Annotated in this window: 16 protein-coding genes; 4 read left to right on the plus strand and 12 right to left on the minus strand. The window is 46.7% G+C overall.

Annotated features, from left to right (window positions below; translation table 11 throughout):
* Nucleotides 1-242 precede the first annotated feature (242 nt).
* Together ACLD4F_RS12965 and ACLD4F_RS12970 are read left to right on the plus strand one after the other, a co-directional pair.
* Entirely contained in the window at nt 243-1,004 is a 762-nt protein-coding gene (locus ACLD4F_RS12965; RefSeq protein ID WP_024797415.1) for an outer membrane protein OmpK, read from the plus strand.
* Nucleotides 1,005-1,102: 98 nt separating this feature from the next.
* Nucleotides 1,103-2,674: a bifunctional metallophosphatase/5'-nucleotidase gene (locus ACLD4F_RS12970; protein ID WP_000262866.1), complete on the plus strand. Its 1,572-nt coding sequence runs from the start codon at nt 1,103-1,105 to the stop codon at nt 2,672-2,674.
* Between the two features lie 45 nt (nt 2,675-2,719).
* Here the strand turns inward: ACLD4F_RS12970 and ACLD4F_RS12975 are convergent, their stop codons facing one another.
* Nucleotides 2,720-4,438 (minus strand): aryl-sulfate sulfotransferase, encoded by a 1,719-nt coding sequence (locus ACLD4F_RS12975; protein ID WP_001036509.1) that lies wholly within the window; start codon nt 4,436-4,438, stop codon nt 2,720-2,722.
* A gap of 522 nt (nt 4,439-4,960) precedes the next feature.
* On the opposite strand from ACLD4F_RS12975, the gene ACLD4F_RS12980 reads away from it, so the two are divergent.
* Complete coding sequence (locus tag ACLD4F_RS12980) at nt 4,961-5,398, plus strand: transcriptional regulator (protein ID WP_000158341.1); 438 nt, start codon at nt 4,961-4,963, stop codon at nt 5,396-5,398.
* A gap of 7 nt (nt 5,399-5,405) precedes the next feature.
* On the opposite strand, the gene ACLD4F_RS12985 is transcribed toward ACLD4F_RS12980, so the two are convergent.
* Nucleotides 5,406-6,410, minus strand: coding sequence for a LysR family transcriptional regulator (locus ACLD4F_RS12985; protein ID WP_079944435.1), 1,005 nt, complete (start codon nt 6,408-6,410; stop codon nt 5,406-5,408).
* A 369-nt stretch (nt 6,411-6,779) separates the two neighbouring features.
* Here ACLD4F_RS12985 and ACLD4F_RS12990 point away from each other — a divergent pair, with 369 nt between their 5' ends.
* Nucleotides 6,780-7,229, plus strand: a complete 450-nt coding sequence (locus ACLD4F_RS12990) for a transcriptional regulator (protein WP_001250363.1) — start codon at nt 6,780-6,782, stop codon at nt 7,227-7,229.
* A gap of 99 nt (nt 7,230-7,328) precedes the next feature.
* Here ACLD4F_RS12990 and ACLD4F_RS12995 read toward each other — a convergent pair whose 3' ends face one another.
* The 10 genes from ACLD4F_RS12995 to ACLD4F_RS13040 all read right to left on the minus strand — a co-directional run bounded on the left by ACLD4F_RS12995 (nt 7,329) and on the right by ACLD4F_RS13040 (nt 16,439).
* Nucleotides 7,329-7,616, minus strand: coding sequence for a hypothetical protein (locus ACLD4F_RS12995; RefSeq protein WP_079944434.1), 288 nt, complete (start codon nt 7,614-7,616; stop codon nt 7,329-7,331).
* A gap of 38 nt (nt 7,617-7,654) precedes the next feature.
* Nucleotides 7,655-8,500, minus strand: coding sequence for a DsbA family protein (locus ACLD4F_RS13000; protein WP_000291393.1), 846 nt, complete (start codon nt 8,498-8,500; stop codon nt 7,655-7,657).
* Between the two features lie 64 nt (nt 8,501-8,564).
* A complete protein-coding gene (gene bcfG / locus ACLD4F_RS13005) occupies nt 8,565-9,296 on the minus strand; it encodes a fimbrial chaperone BcfG (RefSeq protein WP_001135045.1) in 732 nt (243 codons plus the stop codon).
* Nucleotides 9,262-9,780 carry a fimbrial protein BcfF gene (locus ACLD4F_RS13010; protein ID WP_001243232.1) on the minus strand — a complete coding sequence of 173 codons (519 nt, stop codon included), beginning with the start codon at nt 9,778-9,780 and terminating at the stop codon, nt 9,262-9,264. The genes bcfG and ACLD4F_RS13010 overlap by 35 nt, the downstream gene beginning before the upstream one ends.
* Nucleotides 9,781-9,795: 15 nt before the next feature.
* Nucleotides 9,796-10,341, minus strand: a complete 546-nt coding sequence (locus ACLD4F_RS13015) for a fimbrial protein BcfE (RefSeq protein ID WP_001082038.1) — start codon at nt 10,339-10,341, stop codon at nt 9,796-9,798.
* Nucleotides 10,342-11,349, minus strand: coding sequence for a fimbrial protein BcfD (locus ACLD4F_RS13020; protein WP_000701247.1), 1,008 nt, complete (start codon nt 11,347-11,349; stop codon nt 10,342-10,344). It lies immediately after the preceding gene.
* A complete protein-coding gene (gene bcfC, locus ACLD4F_RS13025; protein ID WP_108638908.1) occupies nt 11,350-13,971 on the minus strand; it encodes a fimbrial usher BcfC in 2,622 nt (873 codons plus the stop codon). It abuts the gene before it with no gap.
* Between the two features lie 4 nt (nt 13,972-13,975).
* A complete protein-coding gene (gene bcfB / locus ACLD4F_RS13030; RefSeq protein WP_000742551.1) occupies nt 13,976-14,662 on the minus strand; it encodes a fimbrial biogenesis chaperone BcfB in 687 nt (228 codons plus the stop codon).
* Nucleotides 14,663-14,762: 100 nt separating this feature from the next.
* Nucleotides 14,763-15,305, minus strand: coding sequence for a fimbrial protein BcfA (locus ACLD4F_RS13035; RefSeq protein ID WP_000743357.1), 543 nt, complete (start codon nt 15,303-15,305; stop codon nt 14,763-14,765).
* 429 nt (nt 15,306-15,734) lie between these two features.
* Nucleotides 15,735-16,439 carry a winged helix-turn-helix transcriptional regulator gene (locus ACLD4F_RS13040; protein ID WP_076725957.1) on the minus strand — a complete coding sequence of 235 codons (705 nt, stop codon included), beginning with the start codon at nt 16,437-16,439 and terminating at the stop codon, nt 15,735-15,737.
* Between the last annotated feature and the right edge of the window lie 210 nt (nt 16,440-16,649).

Genomic DNA, 16,649 nt, shown 5'->3' on the forward strand with positions numbered 1-16,649 from the left:
GAGATTATTCCCATTCGAAGTTTCATTAATTTCATGCTATCCGGTGTGACTTTTACAACAGAGACATAAACTATAAATCAAATAGTTATTGCGTAATAAACAACATTATCTGACACGAATATTTGACGATTATATGTCGCTGATATTTTTGAGACATCTATCACCTACGTATAAAAATACACTCCTTAGAATTCGCTTCTTTACACAACATTTCACTGTGTTTTTACCTCATGGAGTTGAGCATGAAAAATAAGAAATATATTAATAGTCTACTCGCCGCATGTGTTCTTTTCTCTTGCTTTAATGGCCAGGCAGCGGAATTGAAACGCGTATACGGTAAACTTAGCTTCGGATATGGCGACTGGAATAAAGGCTTTGTCAATGTCGATCGCGGCGAAGTGTGGAAAGCGGTAGCCGATTTCGGCGCCGTGTTTGACAGGGGCGAATTTGCATCATTTTATGAAATGAACGTGCTCAACCATCCGGTAGAAGGCCGTAACCATGTTACCCAATTTCTGGGACATTATAGGGTGGTAGAAGGCTCTAACTTTACCGCAATGATGAAACTCTATATGTCGATGGAGAATAAATTCGGTGATGAATTAAACATGATGTACGGGGTAGGTTATCTGGGTTTAACCAGCCCATCAGGCTTTATTAAGCCCTATTTCGCTGTTCATAACTTATCGAACGATTATACCTCTAAAAAGTATGGACAGGCGACAGGCTTTAACGGTTATGTTCTCGGTTGGGTCGCGGCTTATAACTTCGATATGTTTAATGAAAAGTTCGTCATTTCAAACTGGAACGAAGTTGAAATGGATCGTAATGATGCCTACGCCGAACAGCAGGGTGGGAAGACCGGCCTGAACGGCGCGGTAACGTTTACATGGAAATTTATGCCGCGATGGACCGCCTCCGTCTCTTACCGTTACTTCAATAATAAATTGGGGTATGACGGCTACGGCGACCGTATGAATTACCTGATCGGCTTCGAGTTTTAATAATTAATAAACTTGATGAATATTACTTAATTTCCCCCGTTTGTAGTCGTGGATGACACGACTACAGGCATTGTTTTTCTTTAATGTAGCGTAAATGGATGGTTTATATGAACAAAAAGTTTTCGATATCCCTACTGTCGCTGTGCATTGGTTTGTCTTCAGCCATTTCCTTTTCAGCCGATGCGCGTGACATCACAATTTATTATACAAACGATTTACATGCCCATGTGACCCCGGAAATTATCCCCTATGTATCCAAGACACGTCCGGTAGGGGGCTTTGCGCCCATCTCGAAAATTGTCAAAGATGCAAAAGCGAAAGAGAAAGATGTCTTTTTCTTTGATGCTGGCGACTATTTCACCGGACCTTTTATCAGTACGCTGACCAAAGGTGAGGCTATTATTGATATTTTAAATACCATGCCTTACGACGCCGTCTCTGTCGGTAACCATGAATTTGACCATGGCCATGAGAATCTGGTTAAACAACTCAGCAAATTGCAATTCCCGGTATTGTTGGATAATGTTTTTTACAGCGGCACAGATACGCCATTAATTAAAGAACCGTATACTATCGTGGAAAAAGATGGATTCAAGATCGGCGTCATCGGTATGCACGGCGTTTCCGCATTCTATGAAGCGATTGCCGCAGGCGTGCGTGAAGGCGTTGACTGCCGCGATCCGATTCCTTATGTGAAAAAACAGCTGGAAGAGTTAAAAGGGAAAGTTGACCTGACCGTGCTGCTCGCCCACGAAGGCGTGCCGGGTATGCAATCCAGCGCGGGCGAGGCTGATGTCGCACGCGCGCTGAAAACCGACGTTGATATGGCGAAATCGCTGGAAGGCTATGGACTTAACGTCCTGATTACCGGCCATGCGCATAAAGGTACGCCAGAACCGATTAAAGTGGGCGATACTCTTGTCGTTTCCACGGATGCGTACACCATCGAATTAGGTAAACTGGTGCTTGACTGGAACCCGGAAACCAAAAAAGTGGACAGCTACAATGGTAAGTTGATCACCATGTATGCGGATACTTATAAGCCAGATCCGGTCACGCAGGCCAAAATTGACGAATGGGATAACAAGGTTAAGAAAATTACCGATGAGGTGGTCGCGCACTCTCCGGAAGTGCTGACCCGTTCTTACGGTGAATCCGCGCCAACCGGCAACTTAATCACCGATGCCCTGATGGCTACCGTTCCTGGCGCCGACGCATCCTTCTATAATGCTGGCGGCATCCGTACCGAATTGCCTAAAGGTAATATCACCTATGGTGATGTGCTGAGTATGTATCCGTTCACCAACGATGTCATGAGCATGGAAATCAGCGGTAAGGACCTGAAATCCATCATGTCACACGCTGCCGATCTGAAAAACGGTATGCTGCACGTATCGAAAACCGTCCAGTTTAAATATGACAGCACCAAACCGCTGGGCCAGCGTATTGTTGAATTTGATATCAAAGGCAAACCGGTAGAAGACAATAAACTCTATACCGTCGCGCTGGATTCCTTTATCGGTAAAGGTGGTGGCGGATTTACCTTCACTAAAGGTAAAAATATCAAATATATAGGGATACAAACCGCACCAGCGTTGGTTAACTATATGAAGCAGGTTAACAATATTCAACCTGACCACACCATGCGCGTGGATGATATTAGCAAATAAGCCATAATGTTATGCGGTCGATAACCGGCCGCATAACATACTTAGTTATGCAAACAGCGGCATTTTGTATACCCGAAATGCAGAAATATCATAACGATAATTCGTGCCATTCGTCTCTTCGTTCTTGAAATAGCCCGACGTCACCATCGCTTCGAATAAAACCTCTTTCGTCTCTTTATTGATTTCTTGTAATACCAGTCGGCCTAACGCCTGTTGCCCTTCATCCGGATCGACAAGATCGCTGGAACCTGGTTGCGCGGTAATGGTATGTTCAAACTCATCAACCGTCGTCGCGCCGAAGTGAATAACCAGGTGACCATTAGTCAATAAATGCTTAGCGCTCACAAAACTGCTATAGCCCCGGTTCCCGACTTCCGTTTTACCATATTCATACGGACGCGTTACGGTCATCGTGTTTAGGTTTATTTTAAACTGCACCACCCGGCTGAAGTTATCGAGCGGCAACAGACTTTTCGCATCTTCGCGTGAACGATAGTTACCATTATCAAAGACCATAAACTCCAGGATACCAGGCTCATCGTTTGGAATTTCAACAATGTTATGCTGCCCCCAGGTCCAGAAATTCTTATCTGCCGCATCAATCCCTCCCGGCGAGGTAAGATCGTACAGCGGGACACCATCATCATCGACAGGGGTTAATAAGTATTGCCTGAATTCGTCAGACCAATCCTCATGGTTCGCCATAATAAAGCGCAGTTCGCCGGAATCCACATTTACGCCAAAAATCGCGCTCTGATGTCGACCGGAACAGATCAGCAAATTGTTGGGTTCATTAATATAGCTTTGGTTGATATGCAGCCAGTCATCCATTGATACATCCTGACCTGGCGCGCTTCCGGAAGGACGCGGCGATCTGGAATAATCCATCACATACAGCATATCGTAATAGGCGACTTCAAGTCCGGTAGATAAGTTAATAATAGAAACGCCATCTTTCCCGGTTGAGTAACCGTCTGGCCGTCCATTGCTATATTCTGAAGGCGCAATCGCCAGATTGTTCTCAATGGGAAGAATGGAGTGATGGAACTCATTGTCGAGAAGATAAACAGTATAAACCCGTCCCATAATGTCAAATTCATACATATTCAGGCAATGGTTTATTCCCTGTGACGTCGCCAGGAAATGGCCGTTATCCATTCTGACAAAATTATAAGAAGGGATTTCCTGACTTACATACCACCGGACAATCCCGTTATGATCAAAAGCCAGATTATACCGATCAAAATAAGTGGAGAAATAAAGTCCTTCCTCCATCAGCGAGGCCTGCTGCGCAGGACAGGAGACGCTAATAATAGGGAAACCGAGGCTCACGTTAGCCGAATCCGTGGGCGGTAATGCGTCTGTCATTACTGTATATTGCCCGACAATTTGCGAGGCAAGGCGTAGGGTAATCTGATTATTCACCGCGGATACCATCCCACACACAGGAATAAGGTTAGCGCCCGGATGTACATCATATTGATAACGCACTGCCTCTGTCGTCGCTTCGCTATCAACAACATTGATCTCAAGCGCGGCAGCTTCATCGATCCAAACCCCCAGATAGAGACTCAACGGGGCGGTCCCGTAGGGATTTACGGTGACAATGGCCTTGTCACAGGTATTAGATTGCGTGATCTCCGCTAATCGTTGTTCATATATGGCGTTATGATTTAACACCAATGCGTTATTGGTATCGATTTTCTGGTTAATCGGCTCACGCGGTGCGGGCATGTTAACCATTGACGAACTTTTCTTATTCATACGTTTCTCCTTATTAATTCAGATATAGACAACGAGCGGCCGCAACAAGCCAGCCCGTTGCTTAGCAAATAACCCTACGTCAACAAGAGAAATCGGTTTAATAATTTAAAATAAAACATCCATAAAATAACGCCCAGACTAAAACTATTCTTTATCATCCGAAGATTTTATTTCCCTGGCGCTAATATAAAAGCATAACAATTATGTAGCATTAATGCATTGTGACTAATAGCCTATACCTTTTTTATGGTTGGCATAGGCCTTGCGCCATAATTCAAATTATTTTATATCAACAATAAATCAATCAAAGCATATCAATCTACTGATAAAAATTAACACTACTATCATTTTATTTTTAGAGCGACTAAAAATAAAATTTTAGTTTTTCTAAAAAACCATCATTTTTGTGACACGATACGATTTTCTCTGGAAAAAAGACGCTATTACAATCACGCCAGTTGATCCATAAATTTAATATGCATATTATTATCGCCACCCCAATTAAACCCATTAAATAACATCATGACTATTTATTTAATTAACAGCACGCACACTTACAATGATAAGACCAATGAGCTAAAAAACATAAAAACGGGAAAGATGATAAAAATTGCCGCAATGCGCATAAAGTGTCTGGAATATATGCTGAATCATGCACAACAAGAGATCATTTATAAAAAACAACTCACTAATGAACTTTGGGGGGAAAGAAGTCAATTTATCAGCGACGCCAACCTGACCCAGATTTTATATCTACTGCGGCGCGATCTTAAAGGCTTTGGCCTGAGCCAGTTTTTTTCCACGGTGCCTCGAACGGGTATTAAAGTAGATGCTAACATTATTATCAGCAATGAAAAGAAAAACCTCCCCTCTTCTTTAAAAAAAGAAGAGTATAAATATATAGCATTATTTTTTGCTTTACTGACCATGGTCATAACGGTTATTTATTTAATACAATAATTTGATATTAAACCGACAAATCGCATAAGGATGTGCTTCCTTCAACCAAAGCGTCAGGCTGCTTTTCCTGGCTAAAAAGAAAGGTCGACTGAAATGTTGATATCAGTTTTTTGGCATTTTTATAATGGGTGCTGTTTGTAGCCAGATAAGCATAAACGGGTAACGTACGAAAAATCATTTCATCAGGCATACGTAGTATTTTTATATTATAACGCCGCACATCTCTAAAATAAGTAGCAATCTTTCCTGGCAAAATCGCAACCATATCGCTTTTTTCAACAACACCGATAACGCCAAATAGTGAATCACTATAATAACCTATTTCCCTGCGCCCCGCATAAGGCGTACTGCTCTTGAATAAATCAATGCTATCAGTGGTGAAGGAAGAGAACATATCTGAATGATAAACAGCATGTCTGGCAGCATAAAAATTATATAAAGACATTTTTTCAAGCCCAACCAATGGACTTTTTTCACCACAAACACAAACAAAATCAGATAAATTATCAATAAGATAACTTTCGATCATCTCATTCTTAATTTCCAGAATTCCCATGATGACATCCGCATAGCCATGCGTCAGCATGGAGGCTGGCGAGTATTCCCCTGTTTTTTTAATCGCATAGTGTTTAATAATATATCGATTCATCAACACAGTATCCAGCAATGCCGGAAAATAGTAATTTTCAGTGATATCACTTCCCAGAACAATGAGTTCATTACTCTCCTGAGCATCTGTTTTATCGCACAGTGTGCTTTCTATAGATTCAATTGCCTGGCGAAATACCTGGTGGAGCGATTTACCTTTGCTGGACGGGACTAATCCTTTGCGGGTTCTGATGAATAAGTCTTCGCCATAAAGATTTTGTAAACGAAGAAGAGCCTGAGAGATCGCCGCAGGCGTGACATCCAGTTTCCTCGCCGCCCTGGTTGCATTTCCTTCAGTAATAACCGTATCGAACACTTTGATCAGATTGTAGTCAATTTTTTTAGCATTTTTTATTGGCCGCATATAGGTTATCCTGGCTGGTATAATCTGGCACCATCATTTAAGGCGCAGATTAACCTTGCACCACACTTATTTCAATAAGTAAATCATTTCCTCTACATGGTTGTAATTAAATTATAATTTTATTGATATCATTTCAGCCTGTGTGAAATAAAAACATATGATACTATTTTATAAAAAACATCAAAAACATCTGGCACACTTTATAAAAAAGTAAAAAAGCATAATATTATCCTGTTTAATCACAAATGATTCTCTTATTTCTTTGCGGTTCTCTACGCTTATCCGTACTGATGTAAGGAGTACTTTACCGCCAGTGAACACACTGACAGTGTGAAACTTACCTTATGAATATCAAAACGGAGTGAATTCATGAGACAATATACTATTAATAACGAATTTATTTATAATGAGTCGTTAAGAGAAATAATATCATTACATGATAAAAAAGTGCTAAAGGTGACGCTAATGCGTGCGCGTTGTTTAAGCTATCTTTTTGAAAATGCCTACAAGAAGCTGATTACGCGGGAGATGATTTCACACGCAGTTTGGGGGGAGCGAAGTCAATTTGTTAGCGATGCTAATTTGACACAACTTCTTTATCTGCTGCGACGAGATTTACAACAAATCGGGCTTTTCGAACTGTTCGTTACGCTCCCCAGGCAGGGGATAAAAATCGATGAAAGATTTATCATTGACGCTGCTGACATACCGCCACAAGCTATTCAATATCATACTCACCGATGTAATAAAATTATATCCATTGGTATTCCCACTCTTTTTTTATTGATCGTACTTTTCTTTTTAGCGCCATTTATCTGAAGATAAAGTCTATAGACCGTGTCCCGGGAAGGTGAGAACATTTTTCATAATATCCTCACACGACACTGACGGGACACCATCTGCGGTCTGCTACGCGGTTCAGTCATAGACAATGCGTAGCACTGTTAATTGCTTATCTTCATCCAAATAATCTCGTTTTACCGTTGCATGAGGAGACGATATCGGCGTGATAATATTCTCGACAATAATATAACGTTCAATTCCCTGTTTATTATGGCATTGAATTTCTAAGGTTCCCACGTCATTCCAGCAGCCTGCCTCAACAACCGATCCCATAAAATGAATCTGAGCGGTCGGTTTCGCTGTCCCTTCATGAACGATAAAGGAAAGTAAAATCACCGGTATGACGCAACGCATAGACTTCATTTTACTTTCACTCCTGTGCGTTCTCCTCTGAGCGAATATCACCCCTTCGCTTTCTGAATCGCCATTTGCAACATATCCTGAGTCGTGCTTCCCGGGATCACGGTCACCCGTTTTACATCACCGTTTTGCGTCTGAGGCATAACGACAAAAGCAGGCGTGCCGCTAAAGTCCATATGCTGCGCCAGTGCCTGGTTAGTGAGGAGCGCATCATGTACTGCACCGCTGCTTTGCGCTTCTTTTACGGCGGCCAACTGCGTCGGCGTTAGATAATGTTGCGCCAGGGTGTAGACATCGTGTTCCGTTAACGCGCCTTCCACCTTCCCTGTGGCATAAAGCGCATTATGCCAGTCGAGATATTTCGCCCCGCCCTGGGTAAGCCATACCTGTTCGCCGACTCTGGCCGCCAGTCCGGATACCGGCCAGCGGGAGGAAAAAATAGGAAACTCTTTGAAAATAAACCGGGTATCCGGGTTCGCCTTAATCAGGTTTTCGACCACAGGCGCCATTTTGCTGCACCACGAGCACTGGTAATCAAAGAACATCACCACCGCCGCTTTTGCCTCGTTGGGCCCAACGGAAGGACTGCTGCTACTGAGCAACTCAGCACGATACTGTAATGCCAGTTGAACATACGCCTGTTGTTGCGCAATCTGCTGACGCTGATGCAACGTCTCGCTGGCGGCGACCAAAAATTCCGGATGTTCGGCCAAATACGTTGCCACCACCTCTCCCACTTTATCCGGATGACTGACGATGTAGGCTTCCGCCGTCGGACCAATTTGCGACGTCGGGGCAGAATCGGCGGCGATTGCCGAGGCGGATACGGCAACGCCTGCCAACGTCAACATCGCCAGTCGGGAAAGTTTTAACGCGTGATAATACATAATAAAAGTCTCGTTCGATAAGATCGGAAAGCCTCCCGCTATCGGGAGACGCCTGAAAAATAGGTTAATGAATACGCGTCAGATCCACGGTTTGCGCTGGCATTACCCGCCCATAGTCATTAATACTTTGCCAGCGCACAGTGCAGCGAACCGTGTGCCGGCACCAGTCCGTTTGACGCGTTGCAAAGGGAGCCACGACCCCGGCGTTGTCCTGGGCGCGCTCATTAGCGCGTAATAAAAAGAGCGTAACGTAATAGGGTGTCGGATTGCGTACCGTCGCGCCATCGGGGGTAAGCGACCAGATCAGATGCCGGTAGGCCTGCTGCGGATTGCCGGCGAGTCCCTCAGGGCGATAGAGCAATTTTAAAGCCGAACGAAACGCCATTTGTACACGGTTCGCTTCCGGTTTACCGGAGGGAATAGCGGCGATACTCAAGGTAAACAGACTTTCCCTGTCGGCGGGTAGCGGTCCGCCGGTATAAACCACCCGCATTGAGTTTTCCTGGCGCGCTGAAAGCATAAATAATGGCGGCGTGACCACGAAGGGCGTGATATTCCCTTCGTTTTTGGTTCCAGGCCAGCGGCCACCAGGTAAAATATGCGTATCAATTAACCAGGACGCTTCTGAATGGTTACTTACCGGTACGCTTAATGCCGGGGCGCCCGCATGATAGATAAAGCGAGTACCGCCAATTACCACGCCAGCCTGCGCCCATGATATGGGAAGCAAGCACCAATATATCGCGCAGCGTAAAAAGAGCTTATTCATAGGCAAGAATGAAGGTTGCGGAGGCATTGGCGTCCCCGGGCGTTACCGCGCCGCCATCGGCAAGATAACGCGCATAAAATTGCAGATGTGCCGACGCCTGGCCCGGACTGAGCGTCACCACATCACTCTCCTGCCCCAGTGGGATTAAGGTTTTATTTTGATCATAAAGCGCAATCCCAATGCCTGAAGCGTCGCTTTCCCCTGCGGTAAGCGCCAATAAATCCGTATTACGACTGTCCGCCGCACCGCTAAAACTGACCGTTACGCCGCTGGCAGTGCTGCCGCAGTTCTGTAAATCGATAGCAAAAGGTTGCCATGCGGAACCGTCGCCTGCGCGATAAAACTGCCGTTGAGAAACCGCGCCCATCGCCACGTTAATATTTTCCGAGCCTGGAGAGAGCGAACACGTATTGTCCGTGATGGTTCCGGAAACATAGACCCGGCCATCGTGCGCCTGGACGCCGGATGCCGCCAGCAGCATCCCGATGCCGTACAGGATATCGTTACGCATAATTACGATGGCTCCTCATTCATACTGCATATCGAAATACATGACCGCCGTCGCGTTCCCGGACGTGACCGTCGGCCGGGTCGATTTATAGCGAATATAAAAAGACAGCGTGTTGCGTCCGGCTTTCAACGGATAGACCACCGAGTCGGCATTATTGATACTGATGGTATCCTGATCATCATTCAGAATTTCCACCCCAACCCCGCTTGCTAACATGTTTCCGCTTCCCATTCCGGTATCGGTTATCGCCAGTAGCGCGGGATTGTCCGGATCGGGTTCGCCGGTAAACCAGATCTTCGCCCCGGCAATTCCTCGGGAACAATTCTTGAGGTTGATATTAAAGGGCTTAAATTTTGTCGTTGTTCCCGTCGAAGGAAAATCGCCGACCGCAAACTGCCCTAAATCAATACTTTGACTGAGACTGGAAATATCTATGTCGCAGGTTTGCGCCACAATAGTGCCGGTAAATTCGAGGTTATAAGCGAGGTCGTCAGCGCTGGCATTGATTTGTGGACACAGCATCAGTCCCATGGCAAAAAGAGCGCAGTGTGATCTGTTCATTTAGTCAAAGTCCACTCGCAGGCTGGCCAGTGCGGTAAACGCCCCTTCCGCTGGCGTTTCGCCTGTTGTACTCACCGGGTAGGCTTGCAATGTGATGTTAGCGCGTCCGGCGCTATCGGTGATAAAAGGCGCGACGCTCTGTACATCATTGGGGATAAGCGCGTTTCCTTCATCGGTTTCGACCACTACGCCGACATCCGCATTATCCGAAGCGATAGCCTGGGGAACGTGGCTATCCGGCGTAGCGATAAGGCGCATCGTTAAATTGACCTGCGAATCCAGGCCGCTGCACTTTACCGGTACGCTAAATTTTTTCGCTCGTACCCCCTCCGGCTTTTGGCCTGCATGGTTGAAATTGCCACTGTACAATGCGCCGAAATTCACCAGAATCGTTTGTCCGGCGTTGATTTCGCAGCTTTGCGGTACGGTCACCGTTCCACTATAAAGAATGCTGTATACGACATCTGTCAGCGGATCGCCTGCGGCGGTCATGACATAAACATTGAACATAGTCTTAGGACTAATATTCACCGTGCCGACGAACGGTTTAACAATTTTGAGCTGAAACTCCAGATTTGAGTCACGAACGTAAAACGGTTGACCCGCTTTCACATTTTCATCATATCCCATCAGAACGTTGTTCATTGGCGGATAGATATCGCCCGCCGAAGAATCCTCAATTCGCATTCCGCCTTCCAGGTAGTCCGGGTCCAGCTTTAAATATTTCCAGTTACCGCTCGTTTCTACGACCGGATATGGCGACACATAGGAGCGATAAGTCTGGCTATAGGTCGACGCGCCGGCGGGACACACCGCCTGTACATTAACTTCCTGGCTTTTTTCCAGTTGAACAGTCTTTCCCACCTGGTTTTGTTCTGCCGTCAGAGTGGTCGTTAAATCGTAATTAATACTGGAAGGCACGCCGTTAACGTTTTTACACACGTCTGCGAAGGCGTACTGCGATACGACACTTCCCGCCAGCAGAGCAAATAAAAGAGGTATTTTCATTTAATGACACTCCGCATGTTGTCGACTCAGAATCTGACGGGAGGAAGAGAGATGATAGGATGCGACGCACTGTTGATCCGGCAGGTTCCCCCAGCGAACGTGCAGAACGCCTTGCGCTGACAACCCGGAAAGATAGACTTCCCCGGCCTCGTCAACAATCGCCTCCGCATGGCGATCATTCACCGTCACCGTTGCGCCAAAGGGTACAGGCTTACCGTTATGATTCAGCGTTACCAGGGCACGCGCGCCAACCCGCGCTTTAAAGCGGGCCAGAACCAGCGCGCCTTCGGTCGGCACAACGCGAGTCACCGCGTCATCAATATCGACATCATCAGCCATGGAGTTAACGTCCAGCGCCATACGGTTTTGGCGATATGTCGTCGCATACGGCACCACCGCATAGCCACGCGCGTCCGTATGAATACCCGGCTGGTCGACAACGCCGACGTTGGCTGCGCCCGGCGCGGCAATCAAAATATTGGTATTGCCTAACGGCTGGCTTAGCGTCACTCCATGCGCGTGCGCCACCAGGCCGCCGCTCAGGCCATAATTCACCTGCTGGTAATCGCCGTTATCGCTAACGTTATAGCCAATGTTGGCGTTACCTTTCGCCCCATCGTATTCCAGGCTGGCGGCACCGCTTTCGCCAATACCGTGATTCTGATAACCTTGCTGTATGTTGTAACTAAGATTGTTTTCGTCCAACAGTGTGCCGCTAAGGCCCGCATTCTGCGTAACGTTATGCTGTTTGTCCGTACTGGTGCTAAAGGTAGCGTAAACATTGTGATGGCGCGTGACCTCATCATCGTGTTGCAGCCATTGACTTAGCGGCACCGAGATATTCAGCGCGAAAATTTGATCGCGCTCCGCATCGCCTGCGGATTTGTTATTGTTGTAAGAAACGCTCCATGCAATACCCGCCAGCGTATCGCTGTATCCCACCTGCAACAAAGAATCCTTTTCATCAGTGTGCCAGTAACTTTGCTGACTGCCGGTAATAAAAAGCGATCCCAACCCGCCTAGCTGTTGATTGATATCGAGTTGTACTTTCCCCCTCCTGGTATAATAAAGATTGTAATAATCCGCCCATTCCGGCCTGCTTTTATCGCTGTCAGTCCGATCGTCCTCGTCATAGCCGCTCATCCGTTTCCACGTGGTATCATCCAGCGTATAAAAGCCCGAGGTTGAATAGCGATAGCCCATAAGCTGTAAATTGGTTCCTGACTGTGCAAGCGATTTGGCATACAGGAAACGCAGCGATTGCCCCTGGTAGGTGTTATTATCCGCCAGCGTACTGGTAGCCTGGGTGACATCCAGCGACACCGCGCCCCAGTCGCCCAGATTTGCGCCGCTGCCGATCGCCAGCGCATGATAATGACTGGAAAGTTGTGTTCCGCCATACAGCGTAAAACCATGCGGTAACCCCCATATCAAGGTCGCCTGACTGAATTTCACCTTCTCTTTTTGACTACTATCGCTGCGATACTCCGCCACCGTCGCCGCATACTTCAGCCGCCCTTCTCGTTGTAGAATCGGCACGGCGGAATAGGGCACGTTATAGCGATTAATAGAACCGTCGGATTCTTTGACTTCCACAGTCAAATCGCCGCTGGCGGCGGTAGGATAGAGATCATTAATAGTAAATGCCCCGGGCGGCACATAGCGCTGATTGATGATGTAGCCGTTTTGCCGAATGGTCACTTGCGCGTTGCTTCTGGCAATGCCGTGAATGGTCGGCGCGAAGCCCTTCATGCTGTCTGGCAACATATTGTCGTCAGACGCCAGTTGTAGCCCGCGAAAAGGAAGGCTGTCGAATAATGCGGAGGGGGTATAACTATCGCCTGCCGTCAGTTCTCCCTGCAAAAAGACCACATCACGTTCCAGATAAGTACTGATGTGCTGCCAGTCGCTGTCGCTATTCTGATCGCCGCTATTCGCGTTCCATGTGGAGTAGTCGCGTAACCGCCAGGCCCCCAGATTAAGGCCGCTATTCAATCCAAGAAAATAGCTGTTCTCCGCACTGCCGCCTGGGCTCCGATCCTGACTATTCGCGCCGGTAAAGGTGTAATTCAATAACAACGCGTTAATACCTTCATCCCAGTATTGCGGTGGGATATAGCCTCTGGCGCTGGCAACCATCGCCGCCTGCGGGATGCTAATGTCGAGACGTTGCTGCGCAAAATCAAAGCGGGTCCGGGCGGCCGGTATCGCACTGGCGAGATCCGGGCAACTTCCCGCCGCCGCCTTCGCCAACAGTGGAAACGCCCCGGTGTTTACCCCCATATTTTTAAGCATTTCAGGCGTCAGGCAGGCGCGTAATCCGCTGTCATCGGTGGGCGCGCTTTTTCCCGTCGTTTTCACCGCCTGGAAGGCTATGTCTCTGGTCGCGAGAAACGTATTGTTCAGGTAAACGTCAACGCGATACATTCCCGCCGCCTGGGCATTACGGGAAAAGGTCGATAAGTCGGCCACCGCAGACGGGTCGTCAGACAGAAATGCCGGGTTGAAATAGTTTTCCGCCCACCCCGGCGCAGGTGCCAATGCGATAGCCAACGCCAGCGGGGTTAATACGGGTTTAGCTGCGCTGGAGTAATATCGCGTCATGAAAAGCTGATTACGCATAACATCATGAAGCTGGACAAACGCGTGCTGGCGTCGTTGCGCCAAAATCGTTTACCGTGCGCAAAGATACCTGGCCGGGCGTCGCCGGGAGAGTGATCGCGCCTTTCGGCGGTACCATAGTATTCGGCAGCTTTTTCCCCGCGCTGTACAGTTCAACCATCGAAACGTAGTACGGCGAAGGGTTAGTAATCGTTAGCTGGCCGCGTTCGTTACGGCAGCGAAGCGTCGACGGGGCATGAGCTGGCGCCTCCGCCAGATTTTTCGGGCGAATAAATAGCTTAATCACGCTTTGCGTCGCAATTTGCAGGGAGTTGCCGGTCAGTTTATTTTTATCGACAGAGGGTATCGCTTTACTGTTTAAATAAAATACGCTTTCGCGATCGGTCGGTAATGACGGCCCGACATACATAATACGTAATATATTTTCTTTTTTAGGCTGGATCACAAAGAGAGGCGGCGTGATGATAAAATCCGTCGAGCGTGAACCATCGGCATTGGCGACCCATGACTGAATTAAAAAAACATTGCTGGCAGAAGAATTAATAATCGGCAAGGAGGTTTGCTTACTTCCCTGCGGATAAATCACCCTGGTCGCGCCCAGCGCAATGCCTCCCGCCTGCGCGGCAAACGACAGGCCGGCCGCCGACAGCAGTAGCAATAATCGAAGGAAAATCGGTACGTTTTTTTTCATCTGCGTAATATCCTGATGCCGTCGGTTTGTTACGCGCAGTGACGCGCGTAACGCCCCTTTCTCGCCTCCCAACAGACGAGAAAAAAATCCCGATAAGGAATCAGGAATAAACCATGCTAAATGTCGCCGTCGCGGTAACATTACCGGCAGTCGCCGTACCGGTAGCGATATAATCCACGCTAAGCGGAATAACGTTTTCGCCATCGTTCAAAGTAACAGTACTGGACGATTCACCGATATTCAGCGCCTGGCCATCTGGTCCATAAAGTTGTAATGCCACATTCGTCGCCGAACCTGCCCCAGCGGTATTCGCCAGCGACCCCGGCTGATTTGCGTCCTGCTGGCCATTAAAAATCACCGCTGCATTCTGGCTGGTCTGAGTATCGCAGTCTTCCAGTTTAATGGTGAAATCTTCTTTTTGATTCGCCACCATACCGGCCTCGGTTAATTTACTGGCGCGAACCTGGCCTAATGTCACGGTCTGATCGACAGAGTCAGCGGAAACAGAACAGGCGGCGTCAACGACCTGTCCGACAAAATTTACCGTACCGCCAGTGACGGTTGTAGTATCCGCTTGCGCGGTGGACAACATTCCGCCAAAGGCAATCGCAGAGACCATTAATGCTAGTACAGGCTTTTTCATTCAAGCTCCTTTTAAATATAAAAATGAGGGTAATCAGATTTTTTAACGCAACGGCTGCTGATATTTCTTCACAGCAATATCACGACTTTTTCTTATGCGAAAAAAAGTGTCTTCTTGTTCTGATATAAATATCAGAAGCAATAAAACAGCCACTCAACGTCGTGAGTTAATCTTTACGTTATAATGAGATAACGATGTTATTAATTATTAGCAAGCCAACGGCAAGTTGCAATCATCGACATTTGGTTTTAAAGGACTAGGTGTAACATGTTGTTTTATATTGACTTTACACCAGCCGTTCGGCCTATCCCCTTTAGCCATATTGACTTTTTAAAAATAATCTTCTTAACAATTTTCAATAAAACATTTTATTAACGATAACAGGCAAATTCAGTCGAGATATGTAAATATATCGTTGCGGATAGTGTATTAATACGCCACTGGCAGTTTTCCGAGCGCCGTCAGCCGCCCATTATCAATATGGATATACCCGCCTTTTTTTAGTTCAGACAGAATCTTCATGGTCCGACTACGCGATATCCCGGTACGTCGTTGAATAAAATTCAACACGATAATGCTTTCCCGGTAGTCCTGTGGATAAGCCCAGATTTCAGTCAGCAGCGCCCGAACTTTCAGATAAGAATCGACGCCGACTAATTCACGATCGCGCGCGCTCATCACCATCAGACGGTAAGCCAGACAACGGGCCACGTCGTGCCACAAATCGCATTCATCGGCGATTTTTATAAAATCCGTCAGGCGAACAAATCTACCGGTACAAACCGTTTCTGCGAGCAAAAAGTGTTCCGGTCGCGCGGGGACGTTATAGGTAGCGCCATAGCTGTCAACCATACCCACGACCGATGGCGCAAACGATGAAGATATATGGAGTCGGTTGTCATCACGACAGAAAGAAACAACGCCTGACTCCAGTAATACAATGTAGTGTTCATCATTTGCCTGTAAATAAAACTCATCGCCGATACCCAGCGTAAACGGTTGACCAAATGGCAACAAGGCCGAAAATAAGGCATCAATCGCCGCGTGAGGTTTAGCCTGCTGAGAAAAAAGAAAAGAGTGTAATGAATTCTCATTATTATCTTTAGCAAAAGCGTCGTTCATCATTTTTTTCATTAACGGTTGTCTACTCAATGTAGCGTCACAGTATAACCTCTCAAAAAGTACTTAAATTAATAATAAATAACATCGCTATGCAGTATTTCTGTATTCACAAGGCACTAATACGCAATATTTTTAAGATTAAGACAATTCTTAATACAAAATGATTACAGAAAATTAATAACGAATTACGCATAAAGAATGAGAGGTCAGGGGGCGCAGGAA

The organism is Salmonella sp. 741265050_HSA, assembly GCF_046569445.1.
Classification (GTDB): Bacteria; Pseudomonadota; Gammaproteobacteria; order Enterobacterales; family Enterobacteriaceae; genus Salmonella; species Salmonella enterica.

What these genes read in the sequence shown, in the direction of transcription:
- ACLD4F_RS12975 (WP_001036509.1), bottom strand. Translation starts at nt 4,438, where the DNA reads ATGAATAAGAAAAGTTCGTCAATGGTTAACATGCCCGCACCGCGTGAG.
- ACLD4F_RS12995 (WP_079944434.1), bottom strand. Translation starts at nt 7,616, where the DNA reads ATGAAGTCTATGCGTTGCGTCATACCGGTGATTTTACTTTCCTTTATC.
- ACLD4F_RS13020 (WP_000701247.1), bottom strand. Translation starts at nt 11,349, where the DNA reads ATGAAAATACCTCTTTTATTTGCTCTGCTGGCGGGAAGTGTCGTATCG.
- ACLD4F_RS12965 (WP_024797415.1), top strand. Translation starts at nt 243, where the DNA reads ATGAAAAATAAGAAATATATTAATAGTCTACTCGCCGCATGTGTTCTT.
- ACLD4F_RS12985 (WP_079944435.1), bottom strand. Translation starts at nt 6,410, where the DNA reads ATGCGGCCAATAAAAAATGCTAAAAAAATTGACTACAATCTGATCAAA.
- ACLD4F_RS13000 (WP_000291393.1), bottom strand. Translation starts at nt 8,500, where the DNA reads ATGTATTATCACGCGTTAAAACTTTCCCGACTGGCGATGTTGACGTTG.
- bcfB (WP_000742551.1), bottom strand. Translation starts at nt 14,662, where the DNA reads ATGAAAAAAAACGTACCGATTTTCCTTCGATTATTGCTACTGCTGTCG.
- ACLD4F_RS12980 (WP_000158341.1), top strand. Translation starts at nt 4,961, where the DNA reads ATGACTATTTATTTAATTAACAGCACGCACACTTACAATGATAAGACC.
- ACLD4F_RS12970 (WP_000262866.1), top strand. Translation starts at nt 1,103, where the DNA reads ATGGTTTATATGAACAAAAAGTTTTCGATATCCCTACTGTCGCTGTGC.
- bcfC (WP_108638908.1), bottom strand. Translation starts at nt 13,971, where the DNA reads ATGCGTAATCAGCTTTTCATGACGCGATATTACTCCAGCGCAGCTAAA.
- ACLD4F_RS13035 (WP_000743357.1), bottom strand. Translation starts at nt 15,305, where the DNA reads ATGAAAAAGCCTGTACTAGCATTAATGGTCTCTGCGATTGCCTTTGGC.
- bcfG (WP_001135045.1), bottom strand. Translation starts at nt 9,296, where the DNA reads ATGCCTCCGCAACCTTCATTCTTGCCTATGAATAAGCTCTTTTTACGC.
- ACLD4F_RS13040 (WP_076725957.1), bottom strand. Translation starts at nt 16,439, where the DNA reads ATGAAAAAAATGATGAACGACGCTTTTGCTAAAGATAATAATGAGAAT.
- ACLD4F_RS13010 (WP_001243232.1), bottom strand. Translation starts at nt 9,780, where the DNA reads ATGCGTAACGATATCCTGTACGGCATCGGGATGCTGCTGGCGGCATCC.
- ACLD4F_RS13015 (WP_001082038.1), bottom strand. Translation starts at nt 10,341, where the DNA reads ATGAACAGATCACACTGCGCTCTTTTTGCCATGGGACTGATGCTGTGT.
- ACLD4F_RS12990 (WP_001250363.1), top strand. Translation starts at nt 6,780, where the DNA reads ATGAGACAATATACTATTAATAACGAATTTATTTATAATGAGTCGTTA.